At 62.4% G+C, this 18,735-nt stretch carries 19 protein-coding genes; 5 read left to right on the top strand and 14 right to left on the bottom strand.

The genetic code is table 11. From position 1 onward, the window contains the following. Window positions 1-185 precede the first annotated feature (185 nt). The 10 genes from JMJ56_RS25360 to JMJ56_RS25405 form a co-directional block, all read right to left on the bottom strand. Complete coding sequence (locus JMJ56_RS25360; RefSeq protein WP_202834552.1) at window positions 186-1,043, bottom strand: KilA-N domain-containing protein; 858 nt, start codon at window positions 1,041-1,043, stop codon at window positions 186-188. 790 nt (window positions 1,044-1,833) lie between these two features. Further along, entirely contained in the window at window positions 1,834-2,136 is a 303-nt protein-coding gene (locus JMJ56_RS25365; RefSeq protein ID WP_202834553.1) for a hypothetical protein, read from the bottom strand. A gap of 241 nt (window positions 2,137-2,377) precedes the next feature. After that, window positions 2,378-3,457 (bottom strand): tyrosine-type recombinase/integrase, encoded by a 1,080-nt coding sequence (locus JMJ56_RS25370; protein ID WP_202834554.1) that lies wholly within the window; start codon window positions 3,455-3,457, stop codon window positions 2,378-2,380. Further along, a complete protein-coding gene (locus tag JMJ56_RS25375; RefSeq protein WP_202834555.1) occupies window positions 3,457-5,337 on the bottom strand; it encodes a site-specific integrase in 1,881 nt (626 codons plus the stop codon). The genes JMJ56_RS25370 and JMJ56_RS25375 overlap by 1 nt, the downstream gene beginning before the upstream one ends. 164 nt (window positions 5,338-5,501) lie before the next feature. Then, window positions 5,502-5,852, bottom strand: coding sequence for a helix-turn-helix domain-containing protein (locus tag JMJ56_RS35645; RefSeq protein WP_202834556.1), 351 nt, complete (start codon window positions 5,850-5,852; stop codon window positions 5,502-5,504). Window positions 5,853-5,936: 84 nt separating this feature from the next. Then, window positions 5,937-6,644 carry a hypothetical protein gene (locus tag JMJ56_RS25385; protein WP_202834557.1) on the bottom strand — a complete coding sequence of 236 codons (708 nt, stop codon included), beginning with the start codon at window positions 6,642-6,644 and terminating at the stop codon, window positions 5,937-5,939. Window positions 6,645-7,718: 1,074 nt separating this feature from the next. Then, a complete protein-coding gene (locus tag JMJ56_RS25390) occupies window positions 7,719-9,308 on the bottom strand; it encodes an ABC transporter substrate-binding protein (RefSeq protein ID WP_202834558.1) in 1,590 nt (529 codons plus the stop codon). Continuing rightward, window positions 9,305-9,484: a hypothetical protein gene (locus tag JMJ56_RS25395; protein WP_202834559.1), complete on the bottom strand. Its 180-nt coding sequence runs from the start codon at window positions 9,482-9,484 to the stop codon at window positions 9,305-9,307. The genes JMJ56_RS25390 and JMJ56_RS25395 overlap by 4 nt, the downstream gene beginning before the upstream one ends. A 55-nt stretch (window positions 9,485-9,539) precedes the next feature. Continuing rightward, a complete protein-coding gene (locus tag JMJ56_RS25400; RefSeq protein WP_202834560.1) occupies window positions 9,540-10,961 on the bottom strand; it encodes an amidase in 1,422 nt (473 codons plus the stop codon). A 688-nt stretch (window positions 10,962-11,649) separates the two neighbouring features. Then, window positions 11,650-11,988, bottom strand: coding sequence for an HNH endonuclease (locus JMJ56_RS25405; protein WP_202834561.1), 339 nt, complete (start codon window positions 11,986-11,988; stop codon window positions 11,650-11,652). A gap of 681 nt (window positions 11,989-12,669) precedes the next feature. Between JMJ56_RS25405 and JMJ56_RS25410 the strand changes: the two genes are divergently transcribed. From JMJ56_RS25410 to JMJ56_RS25420, 3 genes are all read left to right on the top strand, one after another. After that, window positions 12,670-13,608, top strand: a complete 939-nt coding sequence (locus tag JMJ56_RS25410; protein ID WP_202834562.1) for a replication protein RepA — start codon at window positions 12,670-12,672, stop codon at window positions 13,606-13,608. A gap of 1,293 nt (window positions 13,609-14,901) precedes the next feature. Further along, window positions 14,902-15,546 carry a ParA family protein gene (locus JMJ56_RS25415; protein WP_202834563.1) on the top strand — a complete coding sequence of 215 codons (645 nt, stop codon included), beginning with the start codon at window positions 14,902-14,904 and terminating at the stop codon, window positions 15,544-15,546. Beyond that, window positions 15,543-16,211 (top strand): DUF3102 domain-containing protein, encoded by a 669-nt coding sequence (locus JMJ56_RS25420; protein WP_202834564.1) that lies wholly within the window; start codon window positions 15,543-15,545, stop codon window positions 16,209-16,211. Before JMJ56_RS25415 ends, JMJ56_RS25420 begins: the two co-directional genes overlap by 4 nt. Before the next feature lie 105 nt (window positions 16,212-16,316). On the opposite strand, the gene JMJ56_RS25425 is transcribed toward JMJ56_RS25420, so the two are convergent. From JMJ56_RS25425 to JMJ56_RS25435, 3 genes are all read right to left on the bottom strand, one after another. Next, a complete protein-coding gene (locus tag JMJ56_RS25425; RefSeq protein WP_202834565.1) occupies window positions 16,317-16,541 on the bottom strand; it encodes a hypothetical protein in 225 nt (74 codons plus the stop codon). Between the two features lie 8 nt (window positions 16,542-16,549). Continuing rightward, window positions 16,550-16,750 carry a hypothetical protein gene (locus JMJ56_RS25430; protein WP_202834566.1) on the bottom strand — a complete coding sequence of 67 codons (201 nt, stop codon included), beginning with the start codon at window positions 16,748-16,750 and terminating at the stop codon, window positions 16,550-16,552. Between the two features lie 345 nt (window positions 16,751-17,095). Then, a complete protein-coding gene (locus JMJ56_RS25435; protein WP_202834567.1) occupies window positions 17,096-17,392 on the bottom strand; it encodes a hypothetical protein in 297 nt (98 codons plus the stop codon). Between the two features lie 17 nt (window positions 17,393-17,409). Here JMJ56_RS25435 and JMJ56_RS25440 point away from each other — a divergent pair, with 17 nt between their 5' ends. After that, the gene (locus tag JMJ56_RS25440; RefSeq protein ID WP_202834568.1) at window positions 17,410-17,811 is read left to right on the top strand and encodes a hypothetical protein; all 402 of its coding nucleotides are present in this window, start codon (window positions 17,410-17,412) and stop codon (window positions 17,809-17,811) included. Between the two features lie 200 nt (window positions 17,812-18,011). Beyond that, complete coding sequence (locus tag JMJ56_RS25445; protein WP_202834569.1) at window positions 18,012-18,248, top strand: hypothetical protein; 237 nt, start codon at window positions 18,012-18,014, stop codon at window positions 18,246-18,248. A 103-nt stretch (window positions 18,249-18,351) separates the two neighbouring features. Here JMJ56_RS25445 and JMJ56_RS25450 read toward each other — a convergent pair whose 3' ends face one another. Further along, a complete protein-coding gene (locus tag JMJ56_RS25450; protein WP_202834570.1) occupies window positions 18,352-18,714 on the bottom strand; it encodes a hypothetical protein in 363 nt (120 codons plus the stop codon). Window positions 18,715-18,735 lie beyond the last annotated feature (21 nt).

Genomic DNA, 18,735 nt, shown 5'->3' on the forward strand with positions numbered 1-18,735 from the left:
CCCACTATCGCCGGCATGATGCAAAGCTTCGGCAGTGTGCTGGCGGCCCATGCCGGTGCTGGGTTAGAGCGAGGGCCAGATGAAGGGGCGTGACCCCGGAAATGCAAAAAGCCCCATGACCTCGGTGTGAGGTCATGGGGCTCTGCAGGTCCTCCACCGGGGAGAACCTTGGGGGTTCCTGCGGGCTACCGCATCGGGGCCGTGGTGCTGGGATGCCCCCGACGCCGTTGCTTGAGCACCGCGGCCTGGAAGGTGCGGAACTCGGGCATTCGCGCGAAGCGAACGAGGTAGCTGCCGCGGGTCAGCTCGCCATGGCAGGCCGCGCAGACCAGCCAGCCATGCTCCGGCCGGTTGAGGCCGCGATGGAAGAAGTGGTCAAACTCGGCGCCGGGTAGCGGCCGGCCGGCCTCGGTGAGGACGGGGTTGGTGTCGCAGCAGGGGCACTGGCTATTGAACGGCTCGGCCGCCGCCACCCTGGTGATGATGGCCTGGCTGCGCTCCGAGAAGTCCCGCCGCTTACCGAGCAGCAAGTCCTGCGCCGAGAGCTGCAGGAACATCAGGTCCGCCGCATGCCGGTCGAGGATGTCGAGCCGGCGATGCAGGCTGCGGAACTGCTGGGCAAGGGAGGGCAGCAGCGGGTCATGCCTCGGGGTCGGAGAGCCGCTGGGCTGCGCGATAGCGGTGCGAACCACGGTGTTGCACCAGAGGTGGAGCCTCGGTGAGAGATAGCGGGCATAGGACAGCGCGAGCTGCCAGTGTGCCCAGGTCCCGTCGTGGTGGCCGCCCAGGGTGGCAACGAGGCCGTCGCCGTCGATCTTGATACTGCCATCCGAGATGACGGTATCCGCGGTCGGCGCCTCGAACATGATCCAATGGATCTGGGGCTGCGCGCGACAGTGCTGCGTCTCATTGAGGATCAGCCAATGGGCCGGGTGCCGGTTCTCCGGGCCGCCGGCTGCCTGCCACATGTCGGTCAGGTTCAGCATGGCGCCACGGAGGCGGATGGGCCTGCCCTGGTAGCTGAGGGCGCTGATGGGGGTCATGCGATCTCCAACATCGGGTTTCCGGCCTTGCTCAAGGGGCCGCGACGGTCGGCTTGGGAGCTGCCGAGACGGGTTGGAGTGCCGCGTGGGAGAGCGGGGTGGGCTCAGCATGCAATCAGCCCGGCGCGCTGTGAGACAGCGGCCGGGCTGACGCGAAGCTTGTCCGGTCGGGTGATCCACAACCCAGACGGACCTTCTAAATGGCGGCCCGAGCGCTGCAGTCGCCGCGGGCTGGGCCGAGTTGCTCGGCGTGGGCTTGTGGCCCGCGCCAACGCCACGTCCTGCGCGGCGGGGCCGACGCATCGTCCCTGGATTGGACCGGGGCGGCGCCGGGTGGGCGCTTGGTCATCGCCACCCCCATGCCACCGCTGGCAAGGGAAGGTTTGCAGAAGCAGCCGGCTCAGTGCCGGATGCGCGGTGCCGGGCCACGGCGGCGCCGTGGATAGCGCTGCAGCGGCTCCGCCGAGGTGGGATGACGAAGGGGAAGAGGAGTCATGACTCGCTGCGTGAGCCCGACCGAATGCAGTGCGGGATAGCGACAGGGCATCATCGCTGATGCAGCGGCGCTACCCCGTGGCTGGTCGGGTTCAGCTCGACCCTGAAAACACGAATGAGATTGCAGCTGGGAGCAAGGGTGCCGGGCGAGCCATGTCCCTCGTACAACATAGATGGGGCTGGTACCCAAGCTTTTCAATGTTTTTGCGTAAATAAATGTCAGAAGCGCGACGGAAATTGGCTGAGCGGACGCTCAGCCATTCCCTACTCATGATTTTGATTAACCAACCGCGAATCAGCCACCGTTATCGGCTGGATCTGCTTTGGCTGGACGCGAAAGAGGCGCTGACGTTGCACGGCGCTTGCGCCTCTTTGTCTCCATGGTGGTGAAGAAGCCCGGCATGGGCTCTCCCGTCAGCTGCGACGTGGCTACACTAATGGCAAAATCGCTGAACTTGTTACCGGCGCGCTGGCGCAGCAACTCGGTCATGGCAGTACCCTGGCGTGAAAGGCGTCCATCCTTGGGGGCGAGTATGGCGATGGCTGCCGCAGCATAGGCCAACGCTTCGGTGATGATAGTCTCATTGCAGGTCGTCATTGCTGAACTCCTCATACATTGCGCGCCGTTTCTGGCGCATTGGTCAGCGGAAGCCGCGGTGGTTGGAGTTGAAAATTCCTGAGGTGTGGTCCTCCTTGCAAACTCCAGACGGATCCAGTACCGCCCGTGCATCTCGACGCCTGCCCAGGCACGCGCCACCCAGTTCGGGCGGCAGAACTGCTACCTGGCCAGCGAATAGAGTTGGAACAACTGCGCATCCCGCAGCAGCTCACCTCTGCGGCTACAGCCCCTGCCTCTTCTTCAGGATGCGCTTCCACTCCGTGGCAAAAACGCTGATATCGGATCTGTCGTAGACCTGATTGACGCTTGCCGTACCGCGATGTCCAAGAGCCGCTGCCGCGATGCGGATTCCGCCAGCACCCATTTGCATCAAGCCGGTTGCCATGCCGTGCCGGACGCCATGCGGGCTCAGGCCAACACCAGCCAGCCTCCGCCCCATGTTCTGGAAGACGCGGCGGAACGCGGATGGGGCCAATGGCAGGCTACGCTGATTGACCCAAAGAAAGCCGTGATCCTCCCGTCCGTCCAGGAGCAGCGGCCGGTAGATCTGCAGGTAGCGCTCCAGGCACGGTACAAGCCCGGCGCCCAGGCGCGGAGTGAGCGGCTCGCTGTTCTTAGTCCTGCGAATCCGTAGGCGCCAGGCGCTATCCGATATAGATATCAGGTGCTCGCCCATCTGGATCTCGGCGAGGTTGCTCAGGCGTGGTGCGTGGTAGCAGGCAAGGGCGATAATTAACGCATCACGGTACTCAAGGGCGATGCCGATCGAAGGCACGGTATCATCGAGCGCAATGCAGAGATCTATGGCGTCCGCCGCGATCTGGATGGTGTCAGGTGGCTTCGGTTTGCCATCTGCGATGGCCCGAACATCTGCCCGGCTGGGCCTGCCAGGCGTCTTCCTAACCCAGCGCCAATCGTTGCCTGGTACCATGGCTTCGATCACTAGGGAGAGATGCACCAGGGCCATGTCAGCGGTCCTAGCCGCCACCCTGCCGCGGGTCTCGGCGAACCAGCCGGCAACCCGGTCTGGCCGCACGCGCATGGCGGGCGTTTCGGTTATGTCCAGCTGACCTTCTGCCTCCAGCCAGCACAGAAAGCTGCCGTACGTTTTCTCCCGAAGCCGCTGGCTGCTGACAGAGAGGTGGGCAGCCGATCCAGGATCATCCAAAGGACTGGCTGCAGGCCCGATCGCCATGGCCCAGGCCTGCCGGTCAGCTTCCGGCCATTGCGCACTCAAAGGCCGTCGCTTAACCAGGGGAAAGAGCGTGCTGTGTCGGCCACGGCGAGATATGTCGCTCATCAGCCCTGTTTCCCCGTGCGCCGGCGGCGGATCTTTTGCTTAACCAAATCATCAATGGCCTCGCTCCATTTGTGGTGCGCGCCGGCCGTGCTGATCTCGCCATACATCCTGGTTGTAGTCTTGACCTCGGTGTGGCCAAGGGTACGTTGCACGAGAACGCTGTTGTCGCCGTCCTCCTCGTAGAGGATCGTCGCCACGATGTGGCGGGTCAGGTGAAGGTTGAAGTCAGCCCCAAGGCGCTTCCGTACAAGCTGTGCGAGCTTTGCACTTTGGGCATCGATCGAGCCATGCCTTGTTCCATCCGGACTTGGCACGAACCAGCAGCTGGACGCGCCCGGCAGGTTTGGCCGAAACACCGCACAGTGTCGTTTGAACAGTCGGCTTAAAGCGTGCGGGAACTCGGCTTGGATCGTGATGCCGTTCTTGGTGTGCTTGGCTCGGATGCCGGTCACTTCGCCCCTTTGGTCGCGGACAAAGTCGTCCTGCAGGTTCAAAGCGATCAGGTTGCGCCGACGCATGGCGGACCGGAGCAGGAGGTGCAGCAGGATACCTCGGCGGTGGTGCGCCGCCGCCTGGTAAGGCTTTTCTTTGCGCATCTCCTCGGCTTCCGTGCAGAGTTTGTCGGCCAGCGTGAACAAAGCCCGGCGCAGTTGCAGATCGTCGAACTGCGCCAGCCGGTCGCGCACCTTCTCTGGCAGGCGACCCGCTCGCGGTGTCAGCACCTTGCGCTGCAGCGCGCGCAGTGGGGCGAGCGCGGTGTCGTCAAGTCCGAGATGATTGCGGGCCAGACCGACCAGGACAGTGGCCAGATGCACCGCGGTCGGCGTCCAGGTGTCGCCATCCGCATGGTATCGCTGCAACAGGATGAGGCGCATTGCCTCGGGTGTCGCCAGGCAGTCGACATTGGGAACCGCTTGCGGCCCACCTCGCTGACCAGCGAGGATCGTAGCAGCCAGCAATATCTTCGACCCGTATAGCGCGATGGTCGGTTCCGCCAGGGCACGTCCTCGCCCTTCCAGGGGCTTTGTGGCACGCAGCCCGGCCAGGAAGGCGTCGAAGCTGTCCTGGAATGTGGAAGGAAAAGCGGTCGCGGGAAGGTTACGTGGGCGAGGTTGCAAGCCTGGGCTGGTAAGACGCTGCTGTGGCCACCCTGGCACCCGCCGCTGACAACTGTTCCATCGCATCCTGATACTCTGCAAGACCTGCGGCAGGTGCTTGGTGTAGCTGTTTGCCGCTCGCCAGCGTCCGTACTCCTTGAGTACGTCTGCAGGCACCTCATCCGGCCCGATGTTGCAGCTGTCACACCAGCGTACGAGGCTCATTAGGGGCGAGCGAGATGTACAAGGCAGATGCCCAACCCGGGCTTGCCAAGGGGGGCTCAGCGTCAATGGCATATGACGGTCGCGCTTTGGTGGAAGGACGCCGACCGCGCTAGCCACTGCCCGCAACGAGGACTGCAGGTTGGACCAATGTTTGGCTTTGAGCCGTCTGTTGCCCAGCTTCGCGCCGACCTTCACCTTTTCCAAATACGGAACGAGCGCCGCAGGGGCCGTTGGCAGCGTCTCTGGCGACAGCCCGATCCACGTCGCGGCTTGTTCGACGTCTGATTTCCAACGGGACAGCGTGTCGGGGGGCATCCTTCGTTCGGCTTCAAGCGTGGCCAAGGAGATGGCGAAAGATGCCGGCGGTAGCTGGCCACTGCGCGCTACAGGTCTTGGTCCGTCGGCCGCATTGGCGACGTCATTGATGGCAATCAGCGCTGGCGATGGCTGAGGCAACGGTGTCGCCACCGCGGTGATGGTCGCCGAAATCAGCGGTAGATTATTCTCCAACACCGGCGCAATCACGTCCTGGGCCACGGCCCATTCGAACAGGTTCATCGGTCTGCTCCGGTCAGGTCTGGTCAGGGTTGGTTTGTTGTCTTGCCGTGTGGTCAGGACTGAAATTCGGGAAAAGGGGACCTCTGGCTTGTTGAGTTGTAGCGAGCCCGCCTTTTCCGGAAGGGGGCTGAAAGTGAGGGATTCCCTTGCGCTCGGCACGAGCATCAGCGCGGCTTCCGGTGATTGCGGTCAAGCCACGCATCAACATCCACCTGGGTCAGCCTGACGCTGCGACCCACGGTGATGGCCGCAAGGTGCCGCAGACGGATGGCACGTCGGACAGTGCTGTCCGAGAAGCCTGTCGCTCGGCAAACCTCGACGATGGTGAAGAGCTGGCGCAGCGTCTCGGGCTGTTGGGCCGGCGGCTCGGAGAAAGCGGCTGCGACTGCGGCGGGGCCGGTAGCCCTACTAGCGTAGCGGCGGGACACCGCTTCCGGTGTCGCGTGATGAATGGGACCGGCGTCGGCCGTGGGCCGTGAGACGGTGCGGGATGTGAGGCGGGGCTGCTGTTTCATGACAGCCCAGATCAATCAGGACCGCAGCAACCAGGTCGATGGAAGTCTGCTCCAGAAACCCGGGAAAATGCCTCCGCTGCGGCGCTACTGGTTGGCGCGCTTTGGCAGTCGGGCCGCGACGGCGTGACCTACAGACCTTGTTGTAAAAGCGAACGGAGGGGCGGCGAACAGGGTTTGCGCCAGCCCGCCAAACCCATTCGCATTGGTGCTTTGGTTCGGCGGGTCGGGGCGGTGTCGGCGCCAGATCCGCTCCAGCTCCTCAAGGCCCAAACTGAGCACATCGGAACGCTTGGGCCGGTTAGCCGGCTGCCGCTCCGTTGCGGCTTCGATCGCAGTGAGGCCTGTCTCGAGAACGCCAAGGGTTTCCCGCAGGGCTTTCAGCGTGCCCAACCAATAGAGTCGCCCGGGCTCGCCTACCTCGGTGTGCAGGGGGGGTAAACCGTCCGGCAGCAGCAGCGCTCGTCGAAGCTTTGCCAAGGTTTGATCCGGAAGCTCCGCCAGTTCTCGCTCCAGCGCCATGATTTTTCCTGAGGTCGCAGGATCAAGCGCCCCAGCTAACGTCTCCACATCCAACTGATTAAAGGCCAAGCGGAGACCTTTGAGGTGCTTGAGGATCAGGTTGATCCGGGCCTGACGCTCGCTGCCTCGGCCGGTACGTTTGAGACCAACGAAATATCCTGTCAATAAAACAATCAAACTGTCCAGTTGGCCTTCAACTACTTCGGCTTGATCCTCACCAAAATACTGATTAGCGATTGCCAAAAAATCGTGAGGCAAATTTGTGTTATCCATCTAAGTATCCCACTTTCGATTATTAATCGATGCAGATACTGCAACCGTGGATGGCCATCAACTGCATTGCGAACATGTCTTCAGCCCCCGCGTTTCTCGCTTCTGCTCGACAAGGTAGCCGCAGCGGATGCAGTTGGCACGGTCATCATCCTCGGCGAAGGGATCCGCAAAATGCCGCACCACCTTCGATGCGCCTGACTTTGTGCCATGCGGTTCACGAAGCTCCACAGCAGACTTCCCCTGCTCCGAGGCCAACTGCTGCGCTGATGGTTGCCACATTGGCATGACGTGTACGGTTGGAGGTGGGGCTTCGGGTGACATGGGTTGTGCCTCCTGCGGCAGTGCAGGTGCAGGTGAGTTTGGGCGAAGTCCTGCGGGCCAAGTCTCGACGTGGGCACTCTCTGGTACCCGGCGCGGCTGATCCGTCACCGGTCTCGGGATGCCTCGCGTGACATGCACAACTTCAACGACCCGACTGGCCACAATCCCGGAGCGGTTCTTTCGAGGCGCGCTGACAATGTGCCGCGTTTGACGGGAAGAGGTGATTGGCTTGGACATGCGTGAAAAAACGCGATCTGCTTCTGACATGGGTATCCATTATTAGGGGTCACCACCCCTGCAAGGCGAAACCGATCATGGCCTGGGGTCAGGTAACATCAATGATGCAGGGCTATGTTTAAAAATTTACGTGGCAGGATTTGCAGACGATGACGACGTCAAATCCCTGAAGGTAACTTATGATTGGGCTTTGTGACCGGACTGGTTGGCCGATCCATTTGGTTCTGCTTCGGACTCTGGCTCTCCGCCCTGAACGTCCGCCCGGTTTATTTAAGGGACAACACCATGACCAAAACGAGCCTAGACGATGCCTAGGTGTCGCTGATGCTGGTGCTGCAGCAGATTCCAATCGTATGGAAGCGTGATGAGAAGGCGCTTCGCCACTTCGTCGAGGCGACACTCTGGATTTGCCGGACCGATGCGCCGAGGCGCGAAGGCGCCGGGCTTATGGTCCAGCGTCCATCATCGCTGGCGACGTGTGCTCACTTCAACCTGCCAAATCGTCTTTGCCGAGTACTACTCCATCCGCACCGTCGTCAGATCCTGAATCCAATTCCGCGCTTGAACGAAGCCTTTCACCCGCGGTGACATGGCACGTGGATTCATATCATGCACCACCCAGAGCCAGGTGGCGTCCTCTACCATACGGGCATGCAACTCGGCGAGCAGGCTGTCCTGCTTCTCCGGATCGAACTCCGCCCGGATCGCATTGGAAAGCCTGTCGAACTCTGGCACCCGTACATTGCCCCAGTTGTTCCCGCGGGGCGCGATCTTGTCGCTGGCCAAAACGCTGACGAAGCCGAAATCCGGGTCGACCCAGGACCAGGAATTGTTCAACCCATGAATGCCGGTCTGCTCCGGCGACTGCGCCCCCTGGCTGCGGCGCTGGGTCATGGTGGACCAGTCGATGACCTCGAAAGCCACCTCGACCCCCACCGCCCGCAGCATCTCCTGCATCGCCTCGTTCATGATCTGCGGCTGCATCTGCCCGGAGCCGGAGGGGCTAATGGTAACCCGCATCCGGAGTGGGTTGCGCGGACCGAAGCCCGCCTCGGCCAAAAGCCGTCGCGCCTCAGCCGGGTCGTATCTCACCTGCCATTTCGGCGTGCCGAACCACGGGTGATCCGGCGGCACCTGCCCCACAGCCGGCGTCCCGAAGCCGCCTAGCAGTCCGGCGATGCCCTCACGGTCGATCGCAAGATTGACCGCCCGGCGCAACCTGATGTCATTGAAGGGCGACCCATCCACCCGGCTCAACATCCAGGGCCAGGTATGCTGGTAGCTGTTCACCACAATCTGCATCCCAGCCTGCCGTAGCCGGGACGCGGCATCCGGTGGTGGCGCCTCCACCCAATCCACTTGGTTCGAGAGCAGCGCGGCGACGCGGGTATTCGCATCCGGGATGGGCACCAGCACCAGCCTGTCCGTCTTCGGCACCCGGATCGGATCCCAGTAAGTCGGGTTGCGGACGAGGTCCAACCGTTGGCGCGGCACGATCCGGTCGAACCGCCAGGGTCCGGTGCCGGAGGGCGCGCGGGCGAAGGCCTCCCAGCTCCGCCCGACCTTCTCCCACTGTGCCGGGGAGGAGAAGAAGATGCGGCCGAAATACCAGGGCACCAGCGCATCCGGCGACTTGGTGATGATGGCCACGGTGAGCGGATCGATCACCTCGACCCCGGCCAGAGCATTCATTCGCCCATAGGTCTGCGCCGCCTGCCGTGCGTCGTATTGCGGCGCCGCCGGGTCCATCAGCTTGGCCATGTTCCAGGCGACCGCATCGGCATCGAAGGCCGAGCCGTCGTGGAATGTGACGCCCGGTCGCAGCTTGAAAATCCAGCGCCGCCGGTCAGCCGGATCCGCCGCCCAGGATAACGCCAATGCGGGAATAAGGTGGGAGGCCCGGTCGGTTCGCGAGAGATCCCAGCCGACCAAGCTGTCGTAGAGGGTCACCCCAGCGAAACGCCAGCCCTCTCCGCCCTGGTCCGGCTGGCCGGTTATGGACGGAATATCGGACAGGGTCATTCCCACCCGCAGCACTGTCTCAGCCGGCGCCGCTCCAGCCACGCCGCAGGCCAGCACCGCAGCCAGCAAGCCCCGCCGCATCATGGCAGTGGCACCGAGAAGCTGGCAGCTGGCTCTAGCCCTGTAGGCAAGCCCTGTGGCTGGCGAGCGAGCCCGGCCTGCATCTGAGCCGCGGCGGCAATCAGCCGGGCGACCAGAGTCGCGTCAGGCGACGCGATCCCAGCCCGCACCAACTTGGTATATGCTTCGAGTTCGGTCATCAGCGGCATCTCCGTGTAAAGGACGGACCAGCCGCCCCGCGGTCATCGAACTGCCTCAACCAACCGGCAACCGACGCCAGTAGTCGGTTGCTTCCTCGAAGGCATGGGCGACCCGCAGCAGGGTCGCCTCATCGGCATGCCGCGCCACAATCTGCAGCGAGAGCGGCAGCCCAGCGCTATCAAATCCGGCGCAGACCGAGGCCGCCGGATGGCCGCTGACGTTCAGCACGCAGGTGGCGCTGGCCATCATGAATTCCTGGAAGCGCGCCTCCCCCTCGGTCCAGCTCGGCACTTTGGTCATCACGCACGGCATCAGCACCGCGTCGCAGCCTCGGATGGCGGCATCCGTCGCGTCGGCCATCTGCCGCCGCCAGCGCTGGGCAGTGACGTAATCCGCACCCGATATGGCCATGGCGCTGAGGAACTTCCCTTGCAGCGCCTTGCCCATCATCGGCCATTTGGCGCGGATATCCGGCCCATGGATGGACAGGGCCTCGGCTGCGGAGATCGGCCGCATGCAATCCCGAAAGGCTTGCACGGTAAAAGGCACATCCACCTCGACCAGCTTGGCGCCCAGCCCGCGCAACACCGTGGCTGCCGCCTCGAACGCTGCCACCATCTCCGGGTCGGCAGCGAAATCCCGTTCGTGGAAGCGCCGCAGCAGCCCGATGGTCAGGCCCTTCACCCCATCGCCAATCCGGGCGGTGAAATCCGGCACCGGCAGGTCGAGGCTGGTTGGATCGAGCGGGTCATGCCCGGCGAGCACGTTCATCGCCAGCGCCGCATCCAACGCACGCCGGGTCAGCGGCCCGGCCACATCCAGCGTATAGGCATTGGGCAAGATCCCGGCACGGCTGAGCCGGCCATATGTCGGCTTCAACCCATGCAACCCGTTTGCCGCCGCCGGCAGCCGCACAGACCCGCCAGTATCCGAGCCGAGCCCAAGAGCGCAAAATCCGGCTGCGACCGCGACACCGGTCCCATTGCTGGACCCGGCGGTGTAATAGGCTGAGTTCCAGGCATTGTTCGGGGGCAGCAGGAATAGGTCGTCCTGCAGCTCCCCGGTGCCAGTGCCGTATTCCCAGGTATTATGCTTGCCGATGAGGATCGCCCCGGCAGCCTGCAGTCTCGCATGCAACGTGGCGTCGGTCGTCGGCACATTCTCCCGCCTGGCGCGGGAGGCAGCGGTCGTTGGGACGCCCGCTGTATCGTAGTTGTCTTTCAGGCCGTAAGGGATGCCATGCAGCGGACCGCGCGGGCCGCGGGCCATGATCTCCGCCTCCGCAGTGCGAGCGGCGGCCAGGGCCGGTTTCTCTAGCAGGGTGACATGCGCATGCAGGGTCTCATCCAACGCCTCGATACGCCGGAGCACGGCCTGGGTGAGTTCCACTGGCGATAGGGCGTGGCGGGCGATCAGCGCGCTCGCCTCGGCGAGGCTCAGTCGGGCGGGGTCAGTCGAGGTGATGCTATCAGGCATCAGCGGCAGCACGGATGTGGGCGCAAGCAATCCTCCTCGGATTGGCTGAGCCGGTGCTGCTGTTTCTCCCGCTTAGGCGATGATCCTTCGTCGGGTCAGCGGGCGCAAGAGCGCATCGGCCGAAGCCAGGTGGGGTAACGGGCTGGCCACCTCCGCCATTCAGATCGGCAGCCGGCCCGTTACTCCACCTAGACCGACCGCTTCACTCGTGCGTTGCGACGAAGAACAGTCCCGGAAAGGGGAGCAGCACGGTGCCGTCCGCTGGTGCCAGATGCGCCTGTGTCACTTCTGCCTCATAGCGACGCAGGAACTCCGCGCTTATCGAACTCCTCGAAGGTGGAAACGACGGTGCCGCCCTGCCCCGCTGCATGACGGGCGACGGCCTAGCGCTGCGCCTCCAGGCTGAGGCCGGAACGGCCCTGCTTGTGAGACGGGCAATGTCGGCGCTGCCGGGCCAATACCCCGCCGGATCGCCGGACAGTCCAGAGGCATCACTTCGGCGGTCGCGATGCGTTCGCATTCGCCCGCTACGTCTTACCGCGAGGCAGATCCGGGATCACGGCTGCCCTTCCCATAATGGCGAGTTATGCAGTTGTCGTGCATTGCCCTGAGGGCTCTACTGCACCAGGCATGGACATTAAGATTGCACGCTGCAACCCTGTGGCGCCTGCCTTCGCTCTGTGACTTCTCAACCACCTACAGCCGCGTTTGCCCGCCGCGTCGCAACGGCCTTCCGTGCAGCGGCACTGCGCTTTCTCGACAGTGCTGCTTTTGCACCAGCATCCTTCATCCGAACTTTATGATTCGGTATGCCCTGCGTGGTCTGCCAGTGAGCCTGCAGGAGCTGGATAGCTTCGATGGGGTAGAGGCCTGCGTCATACATCCAGTGATGCGTCGGGCAAAGGCGCGCCAAGTTATCTGGTGCGTTGTTCGAGGCATTGTGGTCGAGGTGAGCCACTTGCAGGCACGTTGCCGCCTCCAGACCGCATACCACGCAGCAACGGTAGGGATAGGCCTGGTCGATCATGCGCCTCGCTTCCGCCTGGTTGCGAACTGTAATCGCTGGCGGCCGTAAAATCTGCGCACCTTCGGGAGTTGGATCCGTGGTGCCTGATCGACGGGAGGTCGGCATGAGCGGCCCGATCAATGTTGCTAGTGGCGTTATCGAGCACAGGCCTTACTCGAAATTGCACGAAGAGGTGCATGATTGGTGCCTTTGGGCCGACATGTCGGATGCTGATCACTAGCGGGACGCGGCGCCGTCCTGCGCATGTCTGATATCAAGCTAATATATATGATAATGGCAGTTACCGCGCATACTCGCTTTCTATCCCGATACAGTGTGTCAGGACTGCAGTGAGTTAGTCCAAAATCTATTGGATCGTGGCACCCCGCGAACGCTGAGAACCAGCGGAAACCGCGTTGGCGAGAGCCCGAGATAGCCTGCCCGAGTCGCAGCGCCGGGTGGGGAATCGAGTGAGCCCCTGCCCTCTTGAGGAATCCAGTGAGTCCACAGGCTGACCGGGGAAACGAGTGAGCGAGCCGGGGAAAGCAGTGAGCGACGCGACGGAAAATCAACGAGTTGTCGCAGTTACCCCGAGGAAAGCAGTGAGCACTCTAATAGTAGAATTTCCAATAGCTTCTAGTATTTCGGCTCACTCGATTCCCCGGCGACATTTGCGGCGAGATCGGGCAGAGTTTGCAGGCAATGGGTACGGTGCATGACCTGATCGAGGCTAAGGGACGCAAAGGCGCCATCGATGCGGGCTTTGAGCGTGCAGTCGTCGAGGCAGCGTCGGCCTACCTTGCAGACGAGGACTCAGGCCTCGGCTTCGCCTACAGCGGATGGGCCCAGTGCGCACTTCCCCACAAGAGGCTCGAGAACGATGCCCCCTGGGGCATAGTGTCCGAGAAGGTCAAGCTCATGGTGGAGCCGGGCCGTCGCCAAATCGTGGCCCCGGACGGCAGCCAAAACTTCGAGTTTGTCGGCGTCCCATTTGGCAGCCACGCCCGTCTCATCCTGCTCTACCTCCAGACGGAAGCCCTCAGAACCGGCAGGCGCGAGGTCGAATTGGGCAACTCCATGCGAGGGTGGCTGGCCCGAGTTGGGATCCCGGCCGGGGGTATGACGGGCAAGAGCGTCCGGGATCAGGCCGAGCGCATCAGCCGCTGCAAGCTGACATTCGACATCTCCACCGGCAGCCGCAGCTCCGGTCTCGTTCAGCAAACCATCGTGGACAGGGCCCTGTTTATCGAGGCGGACGACGGGGCGACCCAGGGACGTCTCTCGCTTGAGACGGCAAAGCTCTCGGAAGGGTTCTTCGAGCAGCTCAGGAGGCACCCCGTCCCGCTCGAAGAGGCGGCCATCAAGGCGCTATCAAACAACGCCCCAGCTCTCGACGTCTATCTCTGGCTTGCATACAGACTGCACGCTCTCAAAGAAAACCGCTTGGTACCCTGGGGAGCTCTAAAAGCCCAGTTCGGAACCGGCTTCTCTAAACTGTACCATTTCAAAAATAAGTTCCCAGGAACCCTCGCGCTGGCGAACGCGGTCTATCCGGGTGCCAAGGTTGAGTTCACGGACGAGGGCCTCGTTCTGAAGCCCTCTCGCCCCCCGGTGGCACCCCGTCTTCTGACTGCCCGGTAGGGCTCACTCGATTCCTCAGTCTTAAAGACTGGGCTCACTGGATTCCCCACTTGTCCTTGTCACGTCGAGGGCAGCCCGCCAAAAAGGAGCTACCTGAAGCGAACCGGCGCCTATCATGTTGAAGCAATCGTCTCGCTGGTTGCAATTGCCAAGCTCAAAGGCCTAGGCGAATCGCGTACTCGATGTAGTCGTGGGTCATGGTGCCGCATTTGCCGGGTTTGAGAGACAGGCCAGGCTGAATATGGCGAGCGCCTGTATCTGCGACTTTTCGTCGATGAACAGCACCCCGATGTGCATCGGTAGATCAATGTACAAGCTGAGGATGTCCTCAACCTTCTCAGCGACGGCCGGGTGGCCAGGACGCTTAAAGCGTCAAAACCATTACAGCTACAACGGATAGGAGTTCCAGATGCGCTGCACCGAGTACAGGCTGATGCCGCTGGCGTGTGCCATCACCCAACTGGTCCAGTTCGTGGCTAACTTGGGGGCGTAGAGCAGGTGAGCGCCAGCACCTTCGCCATGGTTGCGGCTGGCACTAGCGCCCTGCAGCGTGAGTGGGTCTTGTCGCGTAGCAGACCCCGCCACCCCAGCTTGAGCCTAGTATACCTGCCAATGCCGCACCGCTCGCCGGCTTGTCGCAGATCGACGGGCGATTTTGGCGACTCAGCAGACGCGTGAAGTGTTCACCTGCGCCAAAGCAATAGCTGAGGCGAAGAAAAGGACCTTGCCCAATTACTTAAAGAGCCGTTTACATGAGGCGCGGCCGAGTTGCGTTGAAGCATGCGGTGCGAGCCCCTTTGGTAAAACTCGAGGAAGAGTGCGGCCGATCTTCTACTCCCTGCCTGCCGCTTTGTGTGCACTGGTTTGGACTCAGCTCACGCCCACGCACTGGACTTTGCTGAAAGCCGCTAGGTAGATGCCCGGGTTGGGTCCCGCCGAGATCTTTCCTCAGCCATGCCAACTCACACACAACCTGTCAGCCCCGGAGCTACCGCGCTTACCCCGTTGGAAGCGGGTATTCGGCCAAATGTAAGGCACGTCTTGCATTTCGACGCTTGGTAGGATGCATCGGCATAATGCGCAAGTCACTGTAACTAAGCGATTCACTGCTACCAAAATGTAAGGCACGCCTTGCTTTTACGCGCTCAAAGTATCTTACGGGCTGCGCAACCCCCAAAGTTCCGGCTACATCTCGTCCTCATTAGGGAATCGAGGGGGAACCTTATGGCGAAGAGTTCGCAGGGCGGAGCGAGGGGGCGCGCCGCTCGACCAGCCCCGATGCGGGACGGGCGCATGGCGCGATGGCTCGTTATTTCCACAGCCAAGGGAGGCTCCGGGAAGACGACAACCGCCCGGAACCTCGCAGTAGCCGCGGCCCATGAGGGCTTGCGAGTGCAGGTGGTCGACACCGATGCACAGCAGGCGCTGGCACGGTGGGTCGCGCGTCGACCGGAGCAGGCACCACTTATAGCTTGTGAGGCCATCGCCATCGCCGAGATCGAGGCTCACTGGGACAGGCTCGATGCAATGAATGCCGATGTGGTCATCGTGGACACACCACCTGGCGTCGAGAGTAGTCCGGGCCAGATGCAGGCGCTCCTCCGTAAGGCGGATCTCGTCCTAGTGCCTGTCCAACCCTCCGACGATGACATCGAATCCGCCGCCCCCTGGATGGCGCTTCTCGTGCGGCTCGATGTTCCGGCACACTTCCTGCTAAATCGCGTTCGGCGTGGCAGCAAGAGCCTCGACGAGGCCAAGCTAGGCCTACTTGAGACCGGCGGCCGCTTAGCCCCGGTCGAGATCCGCGACCTAGAAGACATCCGCCGCAGTGCGCGCGCCGGGATCGGCGTTATGGAGTTGCGCGGCGGAAACGGCACTGACGACTTCCGAGGCGCATGGGCCTTCGTCAAGGCTGAGCTAGGGATGCATGCCAAATGAGCCGTCCATCCACGCCCTTCGTCCTTGGTCGCGGCGAGGTTGCCCGTCGCCCCACCTCAGCCCCGGCAGCATCCGTTTCCAGCGTCGTGCCGCCTCGTGCGCAGGTTGATATTGTCCGTACGGCGCAGCGCGAGCTGCGGAATCCGGACGAGTACGTGCGCGAGATCTCCCGGCTCTGGCGCGAAGCTCAGCAGAGTTTCCTCGCCATTGGTCGCTATCTCGTTCAAGCCAAGCGAAAGTTGGCACATGGCGAGTTCCAGCGGATGGTTGATGCGTCGCTGCCTTTCGGGCGCCAAACCGCTTATGAGCTACGGATGATTGCCGAGGCCGTGGACGGCGGCCGCATCCCGGAACCCAAGCTGCCGCAGGCCGCGAGTGTCGCCTACCAGCTCGCCACTTTAAAACCAGATGATCTCGCAGCGGCGGATCAGGAGGGTCTTGTGCGCCCAGACCTGCGGCGCCCGGAGATCATCACTTGGAAGCGAGAGCGACTGCGCCGGTCGGCCGGAGCCAATCATGAATCCCTCACCCGTAGGCGCGTCCGGCTCGCTGAGATTATCCGGCGTCACGAAGAAGAGTTAGAGAAGGCGCGACGTGAACTTGCTGAACTCGACGAAACTATAGGCGCTAAGGTCATTAATGGGGAGGTGGAGGAACAGAACTGAAGGGAGGAGAGACGACGCGCGCAGCGGCATCAACATATGCGATAAGAATTTTTCTTCCGCTTGAGGCATGGCCACTCACCCATGTGAGCATTTCCATAGCGCGCCTTATCCAACAGCACAGATGCCCTCTGCGGTAGTGTTCTTACCGAGCATCTGGGCTTCCAGCGCTGTAGTGACCTCCTCGGCCACGACGTCCCGCCCGAAGTACTGGTCGACCTCTTCGCTGGCGCTGTCGATTTTCATCTTCACCTGTGCATCCGGGGCGGCGATGCCGAGGATCTCACGGGGAGGGTCCGGCTCCTCCCCGTGGCGGATCGCCATGAGGCCCATGGCGGCGATCAGGGTCTGGATCGACCCGCCATTCCCGCCACGCGCGGCGAAGGCGCCGAATCCATGGCAGCGATTGCCAGAAATGGCGCGTCGGCGCCTTCCTCTGCCACGGCATCGGTGCCCTGCATGTTGGGGACGCCGCCTTCCGCCAAGGCGCGGGAAAGGGTTGAAAGCGCGTCGAACATTCGCTGTTTTGAAACAGTGCGCATGAAGTCTTCGCAGTTCCATGGACGGCCGGAGGAGAACCTGCGGCGCTGGCATCGTTTGCCACTCCCTCGGGACAGCGCCGGTCCTTCGCCGCGCCGCCTATGCGCAGCACTCCGCAAACAGGCAGCGGGCGATGGCGCAGCGGCCTCGAGCATCGCTCTCCGCTAAGCGCGGGTTTCGCGGGCGAACAGGTCAAGCTCGGCCATCGACCCTGGGCCGCCGCGGTCTGGTGCCCATCTGGGCGGGTCGCCAGGGAGCAAGGCAAAGCGGCACAAGTCGGCGCCCTCCCACCAATATGCGGTCAGAGCCAAGACGCCGGCCAAGTCATAATAAAAAAACTATGCAAATTATTTGAATTGATTTGGAAGTGTCATAATAAACTGAACTACTGCGCGCCAGTTGATCTTGCAGCCGACGCGTTCATAACTCCAATTCAAACAAACATTCTGGTAGCGGGCGGCGTGATAGATCTCGACACTGTTGTGAGAAAAGCCTTGCTTGGCTAGCAAGACGATCGAAACGGGGTGGTTCGCATATTGCTGTTCCCTTGTGCTGTTTCTGCCGTTGATGTCCGGTGCTGGCGCGTTGGCACTTGCATGCAGCACCTGTAAGGCGGAGAGGTACCCAGCGCGATGTGCCAGCATTCCAAGCGGAGACAAGAATGACTGGCCAAACCGTCATTGGGGTTTCGGATGACGTGATCCTCAGCCCCGACGAGGTCACGATGACAATGCAGACTGCGGGTGGACCGGTGCCCCTGTCCATCTCGCTCGCTGCGGCAGAGGCGCTGCTGGTTCGCTTACGGGCCGCCGCTGATGATGTGCATCGCTTGCGCCAGGAGCGCGGTGATCCGCACGGCAAGGCTGTTGTCCTGGCTGATAAGCCGCCACTCGATACCGTTGGCTGCATGGCCACCGTATTAAAGGACGGGCGCATTCTGCTGCAGTTCCGTCATCCGTCGGCCGCCAGCACGGCTCTTCTAGTCTCCCGGCCTGGAGCAGCCATTCTGGCGAAAACTCTTACTCAAATGGCGGGCGCGACTGAGGGAATGCCGAAGCGGTAGCGCAGGCGGCTGGCCTGCATACAAGCCGCAGCGCACCAAATATGTTGCATGGGTGACCGGTCATATCCAATCCGGTCCGACATACTGCCCTCAGATCAGGACGTAGTTGTCGCATAAGAGGCTATAGAACCCTCAAATTCGCGTTGCTGGTTTGTTGATTGAGGTTCAAGCTGGTCTCTCGATCTAGGAGGTGACAGCGAATGCAGAGCCCTTCCTTCAGCAACAGTGGCCTTACCGGTCCCGGCGAGGCATGGCAGATCGCTGTGGAGCCCTGGTGGCCGATTAGGCCCGAGAGCCAGCAGGTCAGCACCCTCGCCTGGATCTGGGCGGATGGTGAGATGCAGGAGATCAAAACGGTCGTGGTCCTGACCGAGGAGCAGATACGCAACTGGTCAGAGATCGACCTACCGTTAATGCTCCCAGGCGGAACCTGCTGAAGGTGTCGCCTTTCAGCGGAGCCTTCGGGATCTGAACGGCGCATGCCCAAGCTCGGCATGGCTCCCCACCGGGGAAGCCATGCCGCAGGCCGAGGTTGCTGCGTCAGGTCGCCTGCTGCACATTGGTGAGCAGGCTGGCCGCCGACGCTGCCGCAAATGCCCGGAGATCCTGGAGCACTGAGCGAAGCAGCTTTGCCTCAGCCACACACAATCCAGCATCGGCATCCTCATCTGCGAGGCGGCTCACCAATACTTCCACCTTGCCGGTCAGGGCGGCCAGTGTACGGGACGGCGCCTCGGCCAAGCTGGCCACCGCACCAAGGTCAGAACAGTCTGCTGCAGCCGGTTCGACGGAGATGCTGGCGTCCAAATCATCCCCTGCCCTTGCCGGTTGGGACAGCGGCTGGCGACGATAATGCGCCGCCCCCGCACGGCGCTGCACGGAAAAGGGCAAAATGTCAGCCATGGCCCGGGTCTCCTGATGTGG

Origin of the sequence: Belnapia arida, from assembly GCF_016773205.1 — a bacterium.
GTDB lineage: Bacteria > Pseudomonadota > Alphaproteobacteria > Acetobacterales > Acetobacteraceae > Belnapia > Belnapia arida.